General features: G+C 68.9%; 15 protein-coding genes and 1 pseudogene. 10 read left to right on the top strand and 6 right to left on the bottom strand.

Going from position 1 to position 17,939, the window contains the following annotated elements; genetic code table 11:
- The first annotated feature begins 27 nt into the window (after positions 1-27).
- The gene (locus ACSFA0_RS01930) at positions 28-1,038 is read left to right on the top strand and encodes a DUF2272 domain-containing protein (protein ID WP_435448550.1); all 1,011 of its coding nucleotides are present in this window, start codon (positions 28-30) and stop codon (positions 1,036-1,038) included.
- A 171-nt stretch (positions 1,039-1,209) separates the two neighbouring features.
- Here the strand turns inward: ACSFA0_RS01930 and ACSFA0_RS01935 are convergent, their stop codons facing one another.
- Positions 1,210-1,458 carry a DUF3297 family protein gene (locus tag ACSFA0_RS01935; RefSeq protein ID WP_435448551.1) on the bottom strand — a complete coding sequence of 83 codons (249 nt, stop codon included), beginning with the start codon at positions 1,456-1,458 and terminating at the stop codon, positions 1,210-1,212.
- Positions 1,459-1,509: 51 nt separating this feature from the next.
- Here ACSFA0_RS01935 and ACSFA0_RS01940 point away from each other — a divergent pair, with 51 nt between their 5' ends.
- Positions 1,510-2,100, top strand: a complete 591-nt coding sequence (locus ACSFA0_RS01940; RefSeq protein ID WP_435448552.1) for a DNA-3-methyladenine glycosylase — start codon at positions 1,510-1,512, stop codon at positions 2,098-2,100.
- Between the two features lie 27 nt (positions 2,101-2,127).
- Here ACSFA0_RS01940 and ACSFA0_RS01945 read toward each other — a convergent pair whose 3' ends face one another.
- Complete coding sequence (locus tag ACSFA0_RS01945) at positions 2,128-2,607, bottom strand: Lrp/AsnC family transcriptional regulator (protein WP_435448553.1); 480 nt, start codon at positions 2,605-2,607, stop codon at positions 2,128-2,130.
- Between the two features lie 179 nt (positions 2,608-2,786).
- Here ACSFA0_RS01945 and ACSFA0_RS01950 point away from each other — a divergent pair, with 179 nt between their 5' ends.
- On the top strand, positions 2,787-6,392 hold the full coding sequence (locus tag ACSFA0_RS01950; protein ID WP_435448554.1) for an indolepyruvate ferredoxin oxidoreductase family protein: 3,606 nt from the start codon (positions 2,787-2,789) through the stop codon (positions 6,390-6,392).
- A 69-nt stretch (positions 6,393-6,461) separates the two neighbouring features.
- On the opposite strand, the gene ACSFA0_RS01955 is transcribed toward ACSFA0_RS01950, so the two are convergent.
- Positions 6,462-7,073, bottom strand: a complete 612-nt coding sequence (locus ACSFA0_RS01955) for a glutathione S-transferase N-terminal domain-containing protein (RefSeq protein ID WP_435448555.1) — start codon at positions 7,071-7,073, stop codon at positions 6,462-6,464.
- Between the two features lie 204 nt (positions 7,074-7,277).
- Between ACSFA0_RS01955 and purB the strand changes: the two genes are divergently transcribed.
- The 4 genes and pseudogenes from purB (at position 7,278) to ACSFA0_RS01975 (ending at position 9,845) form a co-directional block, all read left to right on the top strand.
- Complete coding sequence (purB, locus tag ACSFA0_RS01960) at positions 7,278-8,657, top strand: adenylosuccinate lyase (protein ID WP_435448556.1); 1,380 nt, start codon at positions 7,278-7,280, stop codon at positions 8,655-8,657.
- A gap of 175 nt (positions 8,658-8,832) precedes the next feature.
- Positions 8,833-8,949: pseudogene (locus ACSFA0_RS01965) on the top strand (hypothetical protein); the annotation flags it as partial.
- Positions 8,950-9,005: 56 nt separating this feature from the next.
- Positions 9,006-9,266, top strand: a complete 261-nt coding sequence (locus ACSFA0_RS01970; RefSeq protein ID WP_435450982.1) for an Lcl C-terminal domain-containing protein — start codon at positions 9,006-9,008, stop codon at positions 9,264-9,266.
- 18 nt (positions 9,267-9,284) lie between these two features.
- The gene (locus tag ACSFA0_RS01975) at positions 9,285-9,845 is read left to right on the top strand and encodes a YaeQ family protein (RefSeq protein ID WP_435448557.1); all 561 of its coding nucleotides are present in this window, start codon (positions 9,285-9,287) and stop codon (positions 9,843-9,845) included.
- Positions 9,846-9,854: 9 nt separating this feature from the next.
- On the opposite strand, the gene ACSFA0_RS01980 is transcribed toward ACSFA0_RS01975, so the two are convergent.
- Both ACSFA0_RS01980 and ACSFA0_RS01985 read right to left on the bottom strand, forming a co-directional pair.
- On the bottom strand, positions 9,855-10,160 hold the full coding sequence (locus ACSFA0_RS01980; protein ID WP_435448558.1) for a DUF2007 domain-containing protein: 306 nt from the start codon (positions 10,158-10,160) through the stop codon (positions 9,855-9,857).
- An 8-nt stretch (positions 10,161-10,168) separates the two neighbouring features.
- Complete coding sequence (locus tag ACSFA0_RS01985; RefSeq protein ID WP_435448559.1) at positions 10,169-10,618, bottom strand: DUF3717 domain-containing protein; 450 nt, start codon at positions 10,616-10,618, stop codon at positions 10,169-10,171.
- Between the two features lie 416 nt (positions 10,619-11,034).
- Here ACSFA0_RS01985 and ACSFA0_RS01990 point away from each other — a divergent pair, with 416 nt between their 5' ends.
- The 3 genes from ACSFA0_RS01990 to ACSFA0_RS02000 all read left to right on the top strand — a co-directional run bounded on the left by ACSFA0_RS01990 (position 11,035) and on the right by ACSFA0_RS02000 (position 12,728).
- Complete coding sequence (locus tag ACSFA0_RS01990; RefSeq protein ID WP_435448560.1) at positions 11,035-11,772, top strand: TerC family protein; 738 nt, start codon at positions 11,035-11,037, stop codon at positions 11,770-11,772.
- Positions 11,773-11,820: 48 nt separating this feature from the next.
- Complete coding sequence (locus ACSFA0_RS01995) at positions 11,821-12,285, top strand: hypothetical protein (RefSeq protein ID WP_435448561.1); 465 nt, start codon at positions 11,821-11,823, stop codon at positions 12,283-12,285.
- Between the two features lie 92 nt (positions 12,286-12,377).
- Positions 12,378-12,728: a phage holin family protein gene (locus tag ACSFA0_RS02000; RefSeq protein ID WP_435448562.1), complete on the top strand. Its 351-nt coding sequence runs from the start codon at positions 12,378-12,380 to the stop codon at positions 12,726-12,728.
- Here the strand turns inward: ACSFA0_RS02000 and ACSFA0_RS02005 are convergent.
- The gene (locus tag ACSFA0_RS02005) at positions 12,715-17,937 is read right to left on the bottom strand and encodes an amino acid adenylation domain-containing protein (protein WP_435448563.1); all 5,223 of its coding nucleotides are present in this window, start codon (positions 17,935-17,937) and stop codon (positions 12,715-12,717) included. The two genes, ACSFA0_RS02000 and ACSFA0_RS02005, sit on opposite strands and share 14 nt — an antisense overlap.
- Between the last annotated feature and the right edge of the window lie 2 nt (positions 17,938-17,939).

Consider the following 17,939-nt stretch of genomic DNA (forward strand, 5'->3'; position numbering starts at 1 on the left):
GCTATGTGGTCGCTATGCTGGCACCGCATGTCCCTCTTCCGCTTCTCCTTTCGCGCAGCCGCACTGGCGTCCTGCCTGACGGCCGGTATCGCCGCCGCCGACACGGCCTCCACCTGCCTAGCCACCGCCACGCAGCGCCCCGCCTCGCCCCGTGCCATCGCCTTCGCGTTAGCCGCGCAGCAGGAACTGAATGCCTTCGGCGACCAGACGCTCGACGCCGAGGGCCGGCTCGTCGTCGCCGGCAACGCTGAGGCGGAGGACACGCGCAGCGGCATCGGGGCCTCGCCGCCCTGGCAGCGCGTGCTCGGCTACTGGGAGGCGGTCGATCCGCAGGACGGCCTGCTGCCGTCGCAGGTGCGCTTCGGCGCGTGGCGGCCGGCAGACCGGCGGCTGCTGGTGCAGGCCATCGGGCAGGCGTCCGAGGCGCGCTTGCGCGGGCTGGGCATCGGGCCGGACCAGGGGCTGGCGGCGTCGGAGGTGCGTGCGCTGCAGACAGCCGTCAACCGCGTCGCGGTGATCGACACGCCGTGGTCGGCCGCCTTCATCAGCTGGATCGCTCGGCAAGCCGGTCTGGACGAGGGCGAGTTCGTGTTCTCCGAGGCGCATGCCGACTATGCGGGCGCTGCGTGGCAGGCGGGCATGGCCGAAGCGGCGGGCCAGCCGACGCGCTACGCGATGCGCGCCTGCGACATCACGCAGACCCCGCCGCGCGTGGGCGACCTGGTCTGCCAGGCACGCGGCACCCGCGCCGGGCTCGACACCTTCGCGCGCATCGGCGAGGCGCTGGCCGCGCGGCCCACCGGCGGCGCGGCCTTGCCGATGCACTGCGATGCGGTGGTGGCCGTCGACGCGCAGGGCTTCGACGCGGTGGGCGGCAACGTGCTGCAGTCGGTCACGCGGCGCCGACTCGACTTCGCGCCGGGCACGTCGGTGCTCGATGCGAGCTACCTTGCCGAAGGCTGCGCGGCAGGTACGCCCGGCTGCATCGACCGGCACCTGAGCCGACAGCCGTGGTCGCTGATCCTGCAGTGGCGGTGAGATGAACCCCACCCCCGATGCGGCGCACTGCGTGTCGCCGCCTCCCCCTCAAGGGGGCGCACCCGGCGGCCTAGCAGAGCCAGTTCCGCGGGTGCCCTGGCCTCGGCCGTGCCGGTTTCATCGGCTCAGGTGGCGCGCAGAGCCGTGGATCACTGATATGAGCGCAGTGTTCTATCTGTAGAAGGCATCGACCTTGCCCTTGAGCTTGAGCAGCAGCGGCTTGCCCTTGCGGTCGAGCGTCTTGCCGGCCGGCACCTTGATCCAGCCTTCGCTCACGCAGTACTCCTCCACGTCGGCGCGCTCCTTGCCGTTGAAGCGGATGCCGATGTCGTGCTCGAACACGGCGGCGACATGGTGCGGGCTGCGCGGGTCGATGGAGAGGTGGTCGGGCAGGTCGGGGCGGGTGGTGGAATCGTTCATGGGGTCGGGTGGGTTCGAACCCGCCATTTTCTCTGGGAAACTGTGCCTTCCATGCCGCGCGCTTCGCATCGCCCCCTCGACCTCGATTTCGACGCGCCGTCCGAGGTCGTGGCGCGCGCGCTCATCGGCGTCACGCTGCTGGTCGACGGCGTCGGCGGCCGCATCGTCGAGACCGAAGCCTATGACCGCGACGACCCGGCCTCGCACACCTTCGGTGGGCAGACGCCGCGCAACGCAGCGATGTTCGGCCCGTCGGGCCACGCTTACGTCTACCGCTCCTATGGCATCCACTGGTGCCTGAATGTCGTGTGTCGAAAAGCGGGCCACGGCGCCGGCGTGCTGATCCGCGCGATCGAACCCACGATGGGCATCGCGCGCATGCAGGCGCGCCGCGGGCTCGACGACCTGCGCCTGCTGTGTGCCGGCCCGGGCCGCGTGGGGCAGGCGCTCGGCATCGACGGCAGCTTCAACGGCAAGGCGCTCGAGGCACCGCCCTTCGTACTCATCGCGCCCGAGGGCGACCAGCCGGTCGTGCAGGTCGAGGTCGGCCCGCGCATCGGGATCACGAAGGCCGCTGACGTGCCGTGGCGCTTCGGGGAGAAGGGGTCACGGTTTTTGAGCCGGCCGTTCAGGCAGACCTGACGGACCCGTGCCCGCAGGCACCCGGCCTCACTTCTTCGTCAGGTGCCCCAACGGCAACGCATGGCTCGCCTTGACCTCGCCCAGCGAGAAGCTGGTGTGCAGGTCTTTCACGTTGGGCAGGTGCATGAGGCTGTTGAGGGCGAAGCGCGAAAAGGCATCGAGGTCTTGCGCGACCACCTGCAGCTCGAACATGCCGGTGCCGCTGATGTAGTGGCAGGCGATGACTTCGGGCAGCTTGCGGATCGCCTCTTCGATCTTCTTCGTGACCTCGCTGTTGGCGCGCTCGGTGTCCAGGCGCACGAAGGCGAGCACGCCCAGGCCGATCTTGCGGCGGTCGATCTCGGCGTAGTAGCCCTTGATGAAGCCGGACTCCTCCAGCGCCCGCACGCGGCGCCAGCAGGGCGCGGCCGACAGGCCCACGCGCTGGGCCAGTTCGGCATTGGTCAGGCGGCCATCGGTCTGGAGTTCTTTCAGGATGGCGAGGTCGAACTTATCAAGGCTTTCCATGAAGTGCGATTCTAAGAAAGGATCTTTCAGAAACTAGGGTTTCCCTGGCGGTATCTGAAAGCACCTGTCCGACACCCGCCAATACACTTTCAGGCGCATCATGAAGGCACCGCATCCCGTCGGGCGCTCATGCCGCCCCAGCCAGGCCCACAAGGCCCATGCCAACCGGAGATCAGACGATGAACGCCCCCCTGCCCGAGCACATCCGCAAAGCCCTCGAGACGGTCACGCTCGACGACAAATATTCGCTCGATTACGGTCGCGCCTTCATGTCGGGCGTGCAAGCCCTGGTCAAGCTACCCATGCTGCAGCGCCTGCGCGACCAGCAGAACGGCAAGAACACCGCCGGCTTCATCAGTGGCTACCGCGGCTCGCCGCTCGGCGGCTATGACCAGGCGTTGTGGAAGGCGAGCAAGTACCTCAAGGCGCAGAACATCGTGTTCCAGCCGGGCGTGAACGAAGAACTGGCCGCCACCGCGCTGTGGGGCACGCAGCAGCTCGGCTTCTCGCCGCAGGGCACCAACAAGTTCGATGGCGTGTTCGGCATCTGGTACGGCAAGGGGCCGGGCGTGGACCGCTGCTCCGATGTCTTCAAGCACGCCAACATGGCGGGCACCACCGAGTTCGGCGGCGTGATCGCGGTGGCGGGTGATGACCACATCAGCAAGAGCAGCACGGCTGCGCACCAGAGCGACCACATCTTCAAGGCCTGCGGCACGCCGGTGTTCTTCCCGACCAACGTGCAGGAGATCCTCGACCTGGGCATCCACGCCTTCGCGATGAGCCGCTTCTCGGGCGTGTGGTCGGGCATGAAGACGATCCAGGAGATCGTCGAATCCAGCGCCACCGCGATGATCGACCCCGAGCGCGTCGACATCGTCATCCCCACCGATTTCGAGATGCCGCCCGGCGGCCTGCACATCCGCTGGCCCGACCATGCGCTGGAGCAGGAAGCGCGGCTGATGCACTACAAGTGGTACGCCGCACTCGCGTACATCCGCGCCAACAAGCTCAACCACAACGTCATCGAAGGGCCGAACGACCGCTTCGGCATCATGGCCAGCGGCAAGGCCTTCAACGACACGCGTCAGGCGCTGATCGACCTGGGCCTGGACGACGCGGCCTGCCGGCAGATCGGCATCCGGCTGCACAAGGTCGGCGTGGTGTGGCCGCTCGAAGCCCAGCTCACGCGCGACTTCGCCACCGGCCTGCAGGAAATCCTGGTGGTCGAGGAGAAGCGCCAGGTCATCGAATACCAGCTGAAGGAAGAGCTCTACAACTGGCGCTCGGACGTGCGACCCAACGTGGTCGGCAAGTTCGATGAAGGCCTAGGCGCGAGCGACGATGGCTACTCCGGCGGCGAATGGTCGATGCCCAACCCGACCGCGCACACGCTGCTGCGCGCCAACGCCGACCTGAACCCGGCGCTGATCGCCAAGGCCATCGCGCAGCGGCTGCGCAAGACTGGCCTGCTCGACCAGGTCGGCGCCGACATGCGCGCGCGCATCGACGCGCAGCTCGCCATCCTCGAGGCCAAGGAGCGCTCGATGGAGGTCATCAAGCTGGACGGCGTGCAGGGTGCCGACCGCCAGCCCTGGTTCTGCTCGGGCTGCCCGCACAACACCAGCACCGTGGTGCCCGAGGGCTCGCGCGCCATGGGCGGCATCGGTTGCCACTTCATGGCGACCTGGATGGACCGCAGCACCATCGGCTTCACGCAGATGGGCGGCGAGGGCGTGCCGTGGGTGGGGCAGCAGCCCTTCACGACCGACCAGCACATCTTCGCGAACCTGGGCGACGGCACCTACTTCCACAGCGGCCTGCTCGCCATTCGCCAGAGCATCGCGGCGGGCGTGAACATCACCTACAAGATCCTTTACAACGACGCGGTGGCCATGACCGGCGGCCAGCAGGTGGGCGAGCGGCCCGAGGGCCATTCGGTGCTGCAGATCGCGCAGAGCCTGCTGGCCGAAGGAACGATGAAGGTGGTGATCGTCACCGACGAGCCGGAGAAGTACGAGGGCGTGAAGGTGGCCGGCGATCCGGAGGTGAAACACCGCGACCTGCTCGACGACATCCAGCGCGAGTTCCGGGAGATCAAGGGCACCACCGCGATCATCTACGACCAGACCTGCGCCACCGAGAAGCGCCGCCGCCGCAAGCGGGGCACGGCCGTCGACCCGGCCAAGCGCGTCGTCATCAACGAGCTGGTGTGCGAAGGCTGCGGCGACTGCAGCGTGCAGAGCAACTGCCTGAGCGTGGAGCCGCTGGAGACCGAGTTCGGCCGCAAGCGCACCATCAACCAAAGTACCTGCAACAAGGACATGAGCTGCTTGAAGGGCTTCTGCCCGAGCTTCGTCACCGTCGAAGGCGGTGCGCTCAAGAAGAAGTCGAAGGCCAAGGCGAACTCGCCTTTCCAGATGGGCGCGATGCCCGAACCTGTCGTGCGGCAACTGGCCCGCGATCAGGTGTGGGGCATCGTGGTCGCCGGCGTCGGCGGCACGGGCGTGATCACCATCGGCCAGCTGCTCGGCATGGCCGCGCACATCGAAGGCAAGGGCATCGTCACGCAGGACGCGGCCGGCCTCGCGCAGAAGGGCGGCGCGACCTGGAGCCATGCGCTCATCGGCGACACGCAGGAGGCGATTCGCACCACGCGCGTGGGCACTGCCGCGGCCGACCTGATCCTCGCGGCCGACCCGCTGGTGGCGGTCAACGCCGAGACGCTGGCGCGCATGCGCGAAGGGCGCACGCATGTGGCGCTCAACAGCCACAGCACGCCGACGGCGGCCTTCGTGCGCAACGCCAACTGGGTGAACCCGCAGGACGATTGCGCGAACCAGATCGCGCGCATCGTCGGGCTGGATGGCCTCGGCAGCTTCGACGCCGACGCGGCCGCGGTGTCACTGATGGGCGACAGCCTCTACGCCAACCCGATGCTGCTGGGCTACGCCTGGCAGAAGGGCTGGGTGCCGCTGGACTACGCCTCGCTGATGCGCGCGATCGAGCTCAACAACGTCGCCATCGAGAACAACAAGACGGCCTTCGAATGGGGCCGCCGCGCCGCGCACGACCTGGGCGCGGTGCATAAGCTGGTGTCGCCCGGCCAGGTGATCGAATTCAAGAAGCGCGAGACCGTCGACACGCTGGTGGCACGCCGTGCCGAGTTCCTCACCGGCTACCAGAACGCCGCCTACGCCGACCATTACAAGGCCTTCGTCGCCAAGGTGCAGCAGGCCGAGACGGCCGCGGTCGGCAAGACGACGCTCACCGAATCGGTGGCGCGCTACCTGTTCAAGCTGATGGCGTACAAGGACGAGTACGAGGTGGCGCGGTTGCACACCGACCGTTCGTTCCTCGATCGCGTCAACGGCATGTTCGAAGGCGACTTCAAGCTCAACTACCACCTCGCGCCGCCGCTCATCGCGAAGAAGAACAGCCGCGGCCAGCTGCAGAAGCAGAAGTTCGGCCCCGGCATGCTGACCGGCTTCAAGGTGCTGGCCAAGCTCAAGGGCCTGCGCGGCACGGCGCTGGACATCTTCGGCCGCACCGAGGAGCGCCAAACCGAGCGCGCACTGATCGGCGAGTACCGCGCAAGCATCGAGGAAGTGATCGCCGGGCTCAGCGCTGCGAACCATGCGACGGCGGTGGAGATCGCGACGCTGCCGGAGCAGATCCGCGGCTACGGCCACGTGAAGGAGCGCAACCTGGCGGCAGCGCGCACGCGCTGGACCGAGTTGATGGCGAAGTGGCGCAACCCGGCCACGGAGCGCGCGGCCGCCTGAGTGGCTTCCGCTCATGAAAAAAGCGCCTCACGGCGCTTTTTTCATTTCAGCCTTGAGGCGGCGGCGTCTTCAGGGTTTGGTGTCGGCGAAGCTGGGACGCTGCATCAGCTTGTCCTGCAGCTTGGCCAGGTTGGTGTACTGGCTGCGCCAGTCGATGTCCGGGAAGCGGAACTCGATCCAGCCCAACGCACAGCCGACCGCGATGTCCGACAGGCTCAGGTGGATGCCGCTGCAGAAGGGCTTGTCGCCCAGGCCCTTGGCCATGGCGGCGATGCCGCCGGTGATCTTGGCGCGCTGGCGGTCCATCCAGGCTTGGCTGCGTTCACCGTCGGCGCGACCGGCCCAGGTGGCCTCGAGGCGGCACAGCACGCCGGCGTCCATCACGCCGTCGGCCAGCGCTTCCCAGGTCTTGACCTCGGCGCGCTCGCGGCCCTGCTGCGGAATGAGCTTGCCCACCGGCGACAGGGTGTCGAGGTATTCGACGATCACGCGCGAGTCGAACATCGCCTCGCTGCCTTCCATCACCAGGCAGGGCACCTTGCCCAGCGGGTTCGAACTGGCGATGGTGGTGTCGGCGGCCCAGACGTCTTCCTGGACGAACTGATAGTCAAGGCGCTTTTCGGCCATGACGACGCGGACCTTGCGCACGTAGGGGCTGGCGTTGGATCCAATCAGTTTCATTCGGCTTCTCTCTCTTCCCTCGAGGGTCGTTTTTAGCGTTTGGATTCTAGTGCGCCACCTCCGTGAACGGGCTGCGTGCCTGGCACCAGGCGGACAGCTCCCGGGGAATGTGGTGCGTCGCCAACGGGGCCGTGGCGGCCCCGGGGCTCAGTGGGCGCGGCGGCAGGGACGGCGCGGCACAGGCCGACGCCTAAAATTCACCCCATGAGCTTCTCCACCGTTTCCGCCCTTTCCCCCCTCGACGGCCGCTACGCCGCCAAGCTGGCCGCGCTGCGCCCCCTGATGAGCGAACAGGGCTACATGCACCGGCGCGTGCAGGTCGAGGTGGCCTGGTTCATCGCCCTGTCCGACTGCGGCTTCGCCGAATTCAAGCCGCTCACGCCGGGCGCGCGCAAGTACCTGATGGGCCTGGTCGCCAACTTCGCCGAGGCCGATGCGGTCGCGATCAAGGAGATCGAGAAGACCACCAACCATGATGTGAAAGCCGTCGAGTACTGGATCAAGTCGAAGTTCGACGCCCGGCCCGAGCTGCTGGCCGCCGCCGAGTTCGTGCACTTCGCCTGCACCAGCGAAGACATCAACAACACCAGCCACGCGCTGCAGATCCAGGCCGCGCGCGACAAGGTCATGCTGCCGGCGCTCGACGGCCTCGTCGCCAAGCTGCGCGAGATGGCGCATCAGTTCGCGGGCGTGTCGATGCTCTCGCGCACGCACGGCCAGACCGCCAGTCCGACCACCGTCGGCAAGGAGATCGCCAACGTCGCGGTGCGCCTGGCCAAGGCCCGCGAGCGGATCGCCGGCGTGCAGCTGCTGGGCAAGATGAACGGCGCCGTGGGCAACTACAACGCCCACCTGGCCGCCTGGCCCGACTTCGACTGGGAAGGCTTCAGCCGCAAGGTCGTGGAGACGCCGGCACCGCTGGGCCTGGGCCTGACGTTCCAGCCGTACAGCATCCAGATCGAGCCGCACGACTACATGGCCGAGCTGTTCGACGCCGTGGCGCGCGCCGACACCATCCTGATCGACTTCTCGCGCGACATCTGGGGCTACGTGAGCCTGGGCTACTTCAAGCAGCGCCTGAAGAAGGGCGAGATCGGCTCGTCGACCATGCCGCACAAGGTCAACCCGATCGACTTCGAGAATGCCGAAGGCAACCTGGGCCTGGCCAACGCGCTCCTGCGTCACCTGAGCGAGAAGCTGCCTATCAGCCGCTGGCAGCGCGACCTGACCGACAGCACGGTGCTGCGCAACATCGGCGTGGCCTTCGGCTACGCCACGCTGGCGTACGCGAGCCTGATGACCGGCCTGGGCAAGCTCGAGATCAACGAAGAAGCCATCGCCGACGACCTCGACGCCTCGTGGGAAGTGCTGGCCGAGCCGATCCAGACCGTGATGCGCCGCTTCGGCGTGCAGGGCGCCTACGAGCAGCTCAAGGAAGTCACGCGCGGCAAGACCGTGACGGCCGAGGCGCTGCACGGGCTGATCCGCTCGCTGGAGATTCCCGAGGCCGAGAAGGAACGCCTGCTGGCGATGACGCCGGCGAGCTACATCGGCAAGGCCGAGGAGCTGGCACGTCGTGTCTGACGGCGCGCGGACGACCCCAGCGACATCACGATCCTGGTTCACCTGCGCGGCGAGCGTCGCAGCGGCCTTGGCGCTGCTGAGTGGCTGTGATCCGACCACGACGCCTAAGGCCGTCGCCGCGACGGAGGCGGTGGTCGTCGACGCCACGACCGGGTTGCAGTGGCTGCGTTGCGCCGTGGGCCAGACCTGGCAGGACGGCCGCTGCATCGGTGAAGCGCAGGCCTTCACGCTGATGCAGGCTCAGGCGCGCGTCGAAGCGCTCAATGCCGAGCGCCGGGAGGGCATCACCCAATGGCGGCTGCCGACCATCACGGAGTTGGCGGCCTTGCGCAAGTGCGACCAAGGCTCGTGGAGGACACTTTCTCGCTGGACATGGGTCCGGAGCAGCAGCCGGTGGTGCTCAAGCGCTGGTGCGCCGGCGCAAGCACCATACCCACCATCGACGCCACCCGCTTCCCCGGCACGCCGCCCGTCAAGTTCTGGTCGGGTTCCGGCAGCGAGACCCATCAGCACTTCTACGCGGTGGACTTCGGCACGGCCTGGATCGGCATCAACGAAGCGGCCGAGGCCACGCACTCTGTGCGGCCGGTGGCTGACCGGGCTCGCTGATCGACAACCAAAGCTCTCATGGCCCTCAAATCCACCATCTTCAAGGCGAACCTCGCGGTCGCCGACATCGACCACAACTACTACGCCGACCATGCGCTCACGCTGGCTCGGCATCCGAGCGAGAACGACGAGCGGATGATGGTGCGGCTCATCGCGCTGGCGTTGAACGCCTACAAGCTGCAGAGCGTGTGTGACGGCGACGGCGTGCTGGGCTTCGGCGCGGGCCTGTCGAACCCGGACGACCCCGACGTGTCGCTGCGTGACTTCACCGGCCGCACGCGCGTCTGGATCGAGGTCGGCCAGCCGGAAGAGAAGCCGCTGATGAAGGCCTGCGGCAAGGCCGACGAGGTGCTGCTGTATTGCTTCAGCCATGCGGCGGGCATCTGGTGGAAGGGCATCGAGAACAAGCTCGCGCGGCTGCAGAACCTGGCGGTGTGGCGCATTCCGAGCGAGACCTCGCAGGCGGTGGCGGCGCTCGCGCAGCGCAGCATGCAATTGCAGGCGACGGTTCAGGAAGGCACGCTGATGCTGGGCGACGGCAAGAACAGCATCGACATCGAGCTGCAGCGACTCAAGTAGGGCGAGCGTTCAGGCGGTCGGCATCATCGCGCCGCATTGCCAGCACTGCTCGAAGCCGCCTTCGACCAGTTCGCCACAAGCGCAGTGCCAGCGTCGCTGCGGGCGGTGCTGCAGGTCGCGCAGCGCGGTCTGCGCCAGCGCGAACTGCGCATCGTCCTCGATCCAGATCTCGGGCAGGCACTGGTCCGGTGGCAACTGGCCGGCCGCCGCGCCGAGGTATTCGCGCTGCACCGACGCGGTGATGCCGTCCTCGCGCAGCGCATGCACCCAGAGCGTGGCGATCGCGAGGTTGGGGGCTTGGGCCAGGCGACGCATCGCGGCGTTCAGGTCGCGTCGTCGGGCGACGTCGGCGATGTCTGCGGGGAGGGTGCCTCGCGCGCCCGCTCGGCATAGGTGTTGAAGCGCCACGCGCGGTCTTCCATCGTGATGCGGCGCCAGGTCTGGCGCTTTTCGGCAGGCGTCATGGCGGGCCAGTGCTGCACCTCGTCGAAGCTGCGGCCGCAGCCCTTGCACTCGTCGTCGCCCTGGCTGGTCGAGCAGATGGCGATGCACGGCGTGTCGATGGTGGTCTGGTACCAGGCCATCCACGCGGCCCACGCCTTGGCGGGGAAGCCGACCTCGTCGACCTCGTCTTCGTGGTGAAACACCATGAGCGCGTAGACCTCCGCGAGCGCGCGCAATTCGGGCGCCAGGGTGATGCCGTCGGGCGAGGGCTTGAGCGCGCGCCAGTGGTTGATGGCGGCCTCGATGTCGGTGATGTGAATGGCGGCCATGGGTCGGGAGAAACTGCGGAGCGGCATCATAGTGCGGCAAAGTCCCGGGCTCTTTCAAGGTTATGCATCACACCGCGCCCGACAACGCCGCAACCGCGTTTCATTGGGGCTCGAGGGGCTTTGTCCCCTCTTGGGGCTTGGCCCGGTTGCCAGCCTCCGTTGCAGGATGATCTAATCCGCGCACGAAGGGGAGTAGCTCCCGCCCGCGGTCCACCCTGCGGGTATCGCCAGGTCGTCAATACGAAGCACAACACTTCCGGCCTGTCGGGCATCGCCATGCGCGTTGCCGAGCAAGACCTTCGATTTGAACCTGGCAGGTTTGATCGAAGCGTTTGCGCGGCCCGTTGACTCTGGTCTTTCATTCAGCCGCTTCGATCCGATCCGCTCGGCCCCCATCGAAATGCACAGAGGACGCCATGGAAGCTTTTATGACCCCGGAATTCTGGGTCGCGGTCGGTCAGATCATCATGATCGACATTCTCTTGGGCGGCGACAACGCCGTCGTCATCGCGCTGGCCTGCCGCAAGCTGCCGCCGGCCCAACGCACCAAGGGTATCTTGTGGGGGACGGCCGGCGCCATCATCCTGCGCGTCATCCTGATCTTCTTCGCGCTCACGCTGCTGGCCATTCCGTTCCTGAAGATCGTCGGCGCCATCCTGCTGCTGTGGATCGGCGTGAAGCTGCTGGCCCCCGACCATGACGACCCGCACGGCAACATCCAGGGCAGCGACAAGCTGTGGGCCGCCGTCAAGACCGTCATCGTCGCCGACCTGGTGATGAGCGTGGACAACGTGATCGCCATCGCCGGTGCCGCACAGGGCGCCGGTGAAGGTCACCAGATGCCACTCGTGATCTTCGGCCTGCTGGTCAGCATCCCGATCATCGTCTGGGGCAGCCAGCTGGTCATCAAGCTGATGGACCGCTTCCCGTTCATCATCACCCTGGGCGGCATGCTGCTGGGCTGGATCGCCGGCACGATGCTGATCTCCGACCCGGCCGTGGTGCGCCTCGATGCCTGGACCTGGGTTCCGAAGATTCCGCAGACCGACACCATCAAGTACGCCGCCGGCATCGCCGGTGCCCTGCTGGTGCTGGCCATCGGCAAGTGGGTTGCCTCGCGCCGTCCGAAGGCGCACGATGCACCTGCCGTCTGATCTCGCGACCGAAGTCTCTGCCACTCTAACTACCTGAAGGAGCGCATCGTGGAAAAGATCATCCTGTACGTCGACGACGCCGCCTATGCCCGCGAGTTCCTCGCCAAGGCACCGGCCGGCACCGTGAGCGCCGGCGCCAAGCACTGGGTGCTGGTGGCCTGCGCGCCGCGCATGACCCACCGCATCAGCAAATGGGTCAGCCACAGCGCCCGCGAAAACTGGCGCGGCAAGTGGTTCGCCAAGACGCAGGAACAGGTGATGCCGCTGCTGCAGCACCCGGGTGACACGGTCACGCCGGTGCTGGCGCAGGGCTCGCTGACGGATCTCACGCAGCGTCTCAAGCAGGAGCACGGCGCCACGCGCGTCGTCGATGCGCGCCGTCCCAAGCTCGGCGTGGACATGGAACCCGTGTCGCCCGACCAAAAGCCAGCCGGCCACACCGGCTGGGCCCTGCCTGGCGCGACCATGGGCCTGGGCGCCCTGCTGGTGCTGGCCAACGAGCTGGCCGAGTAAGCGTCAGCCCACGGCTTTCGCCAGAGCGGCCGCCTTCGGGCGGCCGTTTTGTTTTCGGCAGGCGGTCAGCACGCTGGGTTATCCTGCCCGCCATGCGACTCCTCCTACGATGGCTTCTCAGCGCGGCGGCCTTGCTCGCCGTCACCTACCTCTACAGCGGCGTGCAGGTCAGCAGCTTCACCTCGGCGCTGATCGCGGCCGCGGTGATCGGGCTGCTCAACATGATCGTGCGACCGGTGCTGGTGGTGCTGACGCTGCCGGTCACCATCGTCACCTTCGGCCTGTTCCTCTTCGTCATCAACGCGCTCATGTTCTGGGCCGCATCGGGGTTGCTCGGCGGCTTCGTCGTGACGGGCTTCGTCGCCGCGCTGATCGGCTCGCTGATCTACTCGCTGTTGCGACTGCTCATCGAGGCCGCGCTGGGCGGCTTCACGAAGCGCTGAGGTTCTCTTCGCGGGCCAACTGACCGAGCGTCTCGTAGACGAAGCGCGGCGGCTGGATCTCCCACCCGAAGCGCTCCCGGATGGTCATCACGGCGCGCATCGCGAGCAGCGAATGGCCGCCCAGGTCGAAGAAGTTGTCGCGCAGGTCGACCGTGTCGATCCCCAGCAGTTCGCACCAGACTTCGGCGATCCCGCGTTCGGCGGGCGTGCTCGGCGCCACGCGAATCGCGCGGGTCGCCGCATGCACTTCCACATGCGGCGCCGGCAGGGCCTGGCGGTCGATCTTGCCATTGGGCAGCAGCGGCAGTGCGTCCAGAGTCACCACGTGCTGCGGCAGCATGTACTCGGGCAGCCGGGTGCGCAGGTGGTCGCGCAGCACGGTCGGGTCGGGCGCCTCGCCGCGCGGCACGACGTAGGCCACCAGCCGCACGTCGTCCTCGCGCTGCGCATGGGTCGCGACGACGGCCTCCGCCACCGCCGCGTGGTCGCGCAAGGCGGCCTCGATCTCGCCCAGCTCGATGCGCAGGCCGCGCAGCTTCACCTGCCGGTCGAGCCGGCCCAGGTGTTCCAGCCAGCCGTCGTGGCGCCAGCGGCCCAGGTCGCCGGTGCGGTAGAAGCGCGCGCCGGGCGCGTGGCTGTCGACATCGGGCGGGAAGCGGTCGGCGGTGAGTTCGTCGCGCTGGTGGTAGCCGAGCGTGACGCCCACCCCGCCGATGCACAGCTCGCCCGGCACGCCGATCGGGCACAGCTGGCCGTCGGCATCGCGCACCTGGATGTCGGTGTTGTCGATGGGCCGGCCGATCGAGATGCCGTCGCGCGGCGCACTGACGCGCCACACGCTCGACCACACGGTGGTTTCGGTCGGCCCGTACATGTTCCAGAGCTCGACGCCGCCGGCCAGCAGCCGCTCGGCCAGTGCTGCCGGCAGCGCCTCGCCACCGACCAGCGCCTTGAGGTGCGGCACATCGTCGGGGCGGCGCCAGCCGGCGTCGAGCAGCATCCGCCAGAGCGTCGGCGTGGCCTGCATGACGGTGGCGCGCTCGCGCGCGATCAGCGCGCGCAGCGCGTGCGGGTCGTGCACCTGCGCCGTATCGGCCAGCACGACGCGCGCGCCCACGGCCAGCGGCAGCAGCAGCTCGAGCACGGCGATGTCGAAGGACAGCGTCGTGACCGCCACCAGCCGATCGTCCGCGGCCAGCCCCGGCGTGTGCGCCATGCTCGCGAGAAAGTTGACCACCGCCCGGTGCGGCACCGCCACGCCCTTGGGCTGGCCGGTCGAGCCCGAGGTGTAGATCATGTAGGCCGCATCGCGCGCTTCGGCGTCCTGCGATACATCGGGCGCCAGCGCTTCGCCCTGGCCCGGTGCCAGGTCGGCGTCGATGTCGAGCGCGAGCACCGGCACGTTGGCCGAGGCGAGCCAATCCGCCGGCACGCCGCGCGTGACGAGCGCCGACAGGCCGGCGTCTTCGGCCATGAAGCGCAGTCGCTCATCCGGAAAGCCCGGGTCGAGCGGCACATAGGCGGCGCCCGACTTGAGCACGCCCAGCAGCGCCACCAGCAGCCCGGCATCGCGCGCGACGCCCAGGCCCACGCGGTGGCCCCGGCCGATGCCGCGGGTGCGCAGCGTGCGCGCGAGGTCGTTGGAACGGGCGTCGAGTTCGGCGAACGACCACGGACGGCCCTGCGCGTCGACCAGCGCAATCGTGTCGTCCCCGACCGCGCGGGCATCGCGCAGGTAGCGATGCACCGTCTGCGCCGCAGGCAACGAGCGCTGCGTGGCGTTCCAGCCCTGGCGCAGAAAGGCCTGCTGCGCGGGCGAGACGATCGGCATGTTCGACAGCGGCTGCGCTGGCGTGGCGAGGAGCCGCTCGAGCAGCGCGAGGTAGTTCTCGAGCATGCGCTCGACCGTGGCGTGCGCATACAGGTCGGCCGAATACTCGAAGTGCACGCGGTGCGTGAACTCGGTGTCGATATGCACCGACAGATCGAACTGCGCGGTGGCCCGGTCGAACGGGAACTCTTCCACCTCCAGGCCCGCATGGTCGAGCCGGCCGAGCGGCGCGTTCAGCACGTTGAAGAGCACCCGCACGAGGCCCTCGGGATGCACCGCGCGGTCGTGGCCCAGCGACTCGACCAGTTCGTCGAAGGGCGCTTCCTGGTGGGCATAGGCTTCGACGGCGGTGGCGCGCACGCGCTGCACCAGCGTGTCGAAGCTCGGGTCGCTGCCGAGGTCGGTGCGCATCACCAACGTGTTGACCAGGGTGCCGACCAGGTGCTCGGCGGCGAAGCGGTGGCGGTTGGCCACCGGCGTGCCCACGGCGATGTCGGTGCTGCGCGCCTGGCGCGCGAGCATCAGCTTGAAGGCCGCCAGCAGCACGACGAAGGGCGTGACCGACACGCGGGCGCCGTAGGCGCGGATGGCCGCGCGCAGGCCGACCGGCAGGGTGGCGGAAGCGCGCGCGCCGCGGAAGCTCGGCCGGGCCGGTCGCGGGAAATCGGTCGGCAGGTCGAGTGGTGCCAGGTGGGCCAGCCGCTGGCGCCAGTAGTCCAGCTGCGGCCGGCGCTGCGCGACCGAGATCGGGCTGCGCTGCCAGGCGGCGTAGTCGGCGTAGGCGACCGGAATGGGGTCGAACGCCGGCGTCCGCCCGGCCTGCCAGGCCGCGTAGACGCCCAGCGCCTCGCGCATGAGCACCGCGAAGGACCAGTTGTCGGCGATGGCATGGTGCATCACCCACAGCAGCACGTGGTCGTTGGCGCCCAGGTGCAGCAGCGTGGCGTGATGCAGCGGCGCGCAGTCGAGCGCGAAGGGTGTGTCCAGTCGCTCGGCCAGCAGCGTGCGCGCCTGCGCCAGGCGGTCGGGGCGTGCGGCCAGGTCGATCTGCTCGATCGGCGCAGGCGCCGACGGCTCGATCACCTGCATCGGCTCGGCACCGTCGAGCACGAGGCGTGTGCGCAGGCTTTCGTGGCGCTCGACCATGAGGTCGAACGCGCGCTGCAGCAGCGGCACGTCGAGCGCACCGCGGATGCGCAGCGAGATCGCGACGTTGTACGCCGTGGAGGCCGGGTCGAACTGCTGAATGACCCACATGCGCCGCTGCGACAGCGACACCGGCAGCGGCACGCCTCGCGCGACGCGCGCCATGGCGACCGGCAGGGGAAGCGCGTCGCCGCCGGGTTCGGCCTGCAGGCGCGTGATGTGGTCGGCCAGCGCCGTCACGCTGGTGTGATCGAACAGCGCGGCCAGCGGCAGCTCGACGCCGAGCTGCTGGCTCACGCGCGACGCCACCTGGGTCATCAGCAGCGAGGTGCCTCCCAGCTCGAAGAAGTTCTCGTGCACGCCGAAGGCGGTGGTGTCGAGCACCTCGCGCCAGATGTCCCAGACCGCCTGCTCGGCGGCATCGCGGGGCATCTCGTGCATCGTCGCCGTGCGCACGTCGTCGTCGGCCGCGTCGATGTTGGGCATGGCCCCTTCCCGGGCGAACAGCGCCTGGACGTCGAGCGTCCCGTCGAGGTAGCGCTGACGGGTGGCGCCTCGCTGGATCTTGCCGCTGGAACTGCGCGGCAGCGAGCCGGAGCGCACCAGCACCACCGCCTCGACCGGCAGACCGTGCGCTTCGCCGATGGCGCGCCGCACGGCCGCCGCGGCGCTCTGAGCGTCGTCGTCGCGGGTGCGGCGTTCGGTCTCGAGCGCCAGCACCAGGGCTTCGCCCTCGGGCGTCTCCACCGAGAAGGCCGCGCCATAGCCCGCGCGCAGGGCCGGGTGGGCGCGCTCGGCGGTCCACTCGAGGTCCTGCGGGTAGTGGTTGCCGCCGTGGACGATCAGCAAATCCTTCAGGCGACCGGTGACGAACAGCTCGCCGTCGTCTGTCAGGAAGCCGAGGTCGCCGGTGCGCAGGTACGGCCCGCTGCCGTCGGGCAGCCGGGCGCCGAAGCCCGCCTCGGACCCTTCAGGCTGGCGCCAGTAGCCATGGCCGATGCTGGGCGAACAGACCCAGATTTCCCCGACCGTCGAGGGGGCCGAAGGCAGCCAGTGGACGGGGTCGACGATGCGCACGGTCGTGTGCGCGAGCGCCTGGCCGCTGCCCACCAGGCGCAGCGGCGCCGCGCCGCGCGCCACCGGCACGACCCGGTCGCGCTGCAACGCCTCGGCATCGAGCGCCAGCACGTGCGGGGGGCGGCCGGCCGCGCCGAGCGTCACGCCCAGCACCGACTCGGCCAGGCCGTAGGCCGGCATGAAGGCCTCGGGGCGCAGACCCGCGGCGCCGAACACATCGAGCACGCGCTCAACGACCTCGGCGCGCAGCGGCTCGGCACCGCAACTGAGCGACACCAGCGACGACAGGTCGCTGGCCAGCGGCGCACTGGCGAGCGCACGCAGGCAGGCCGCGTACGCCGACATCGGCGCGCCGGTGTGTGTGATGCCGAGCGCACCGACCGCCTCGAGCCAGCGCAGCGGCCGGCGCAGAAAGGTCAGCGGCGACATCAGCCAGCTGGTGGCGCCGGCATGGAAAGGGGCCAGCACCCCGCAGACCAGCCCGTAGTCGTGGAAGTGCGGCAGCCAATTCAGCGTGCGGCTCCGGGCGTCGACCCGGCCCGCGGCGTTGAGCGCCCGCACGTTGGCCAGCGCCTGGGCGTGGCCGATGCGCACGCCGCGTGGCGTGTGGGTCGAGCCCGAGGTGTACTGCAGATAGGCCGGCGCGTCGGCGGTGATGAAAGGCAACTCGCCCGGCGCGGCGAGCTCCGTCGCTTCGAGGTCGGCGGTCGAGAGCCACTGCGCGACGGTGAACAACGACGGCTCGAAGGCCTGGCGCGCGCTGTCGAGCAGGTCGGCGGAGGTCCACACCAGCGTGGCCTCGGTGTCCTGCAGGATGCCGCGCAGCCGCGGCGCCGAGCGCAATAGCCGCACCGGGTCGGGCGCGGGCACCGGCACGGCCACGCAGCCGGCGAGCATGCAGGCCCAGAAGGCACGCACGAAGTTGAGGCCGGGCGGCAGGGCCAGCAACACGCGGTCGCCGGGCCGGGCGCGTGTCGCGAGGCGCGCAGCCAGGCGATGGCATTCGACGGAGAGTTCGCCGTAGCTCAGCTGCTCGGCCGGCGACAGGTCGTCCTTCAGGAAGACATACGCCGGCTGGTCGGCATGCCGCGCGCATCGCGCTTCGAAAACAGCGGACAGGGAGTCCGCGAGCACCAGGCCCGCATCGTGATTCATGG

Origin of the sequence: Variovorax restrictus, from assembly GCF_051216715.1 — a bacterium.
Lineage (GTDB): Bacteria > Pseudomonadota > Gammaproteobacteria > Burkholderiales > Burkholderiaceae_C > Variovorax.

What these genes read in the sequence shown, in the direction of transcription:
- ACSFA0_RS01930 (WP_435448550.1), top strand. Translation starts at nt 28, where the DNA reads ATGTCCCTCTTCCGCTTCTCCTTTCGCGCAGCCGCACTGGCGTCCTGC.
- ACSFA0_RS01935 (WP_435448551.1), bottom strand. Translation starts at nt 1,458, where the DNA reads ATGAACGATTCCACCACCCGCCCCGACCTGCCCGACCACCTCTCCATC.
- ACSFA0_RS01940 (WP_435448552.1), top strand. Translation starts at nt 1,510, where the DNA reads ATGCCGCGCGCTTCGCATCGCCCCCTCGACCTCGATTTCGACGCGCCG.
- ACSFA0_RS01945 (WP_435448553.1), bottom strand. Translation starts at nt 2,607, where the DNA reads ATGGAAAGCCTTGATAAGTTCGACCTCGCCATCCTGAAAGAACTCCAG.
- ACSFA0_RS01950 (WP_435448554.1), top strand. Translation starts at nt 2,787, where the DNA reads ATGAACGCCCCCCTGCCCGAGCACATCCGCAAAGCCCTCGAGACGGTC.
- ACSFA0_RS01955 (WP_435448555.1), bottom strand. Translation starts at nt 7,073, where the DNA reads ATGAAACTGATTGGATCCAACGCCAGCCCCTACGTGCGCAAGGTCCGC.
- purB (WP_435448556.1), top strand. Translation starts at nt 7,278, where the DNA reads ATGAGCTTCTCCACCGTTTCCGCCCTTTCCCCCCTCGACGGCCGCTAC.
- ACSFA0_RS01975 (WP_435448557.1), top strand. Translation starts at nt 9,285, where the DNA reads ATGGCCCTCAAATCCACCATCTTCAAGGCGAACCTCGCGGTCGCCGAC.
- ACSFA0_RS01980 (WP_435448558.1), bottom strand. Translation starts at nt 10,160, where the DNA reads ATGCGTCGCCTGGCCCAAGCCCCCAACCTCGCGATCGCCACGCTCTGG.
- ACSFA0_RS01985 (WP_435448559.1), bottom strand. Translation starts at nt 10,618, where the DNA reads ATGGCCGCCATTCACATCACCGACATCGAGGCCGCCATCAACCACTGG.
- ACSFA0_RS01990 (WP_435448560.1), top strand. Translation starts at nt 11,035, where the DNA reads ATGGAAGCTTTTATGACCCCGGAATTCTGGGTCGCGGTCGGTCAGATC.
- ACSFA0_RS02000 (WP_435448562.1), top strand. Translation starts at nt 12,378, where the DNA reads ATGCGACTCCTCCTACGATGGCTTCTCAGCGCGGCGGCCTTGCTCGCC.
- ACSFA0_RS02005 (WP_435448563.1), bottom strand. Translation starts at nt 17,937, where the DNA reads ATGAATCACGATGCGGGCCTGGTGCTCGCGGACTCCCTGTCCGCTGTT.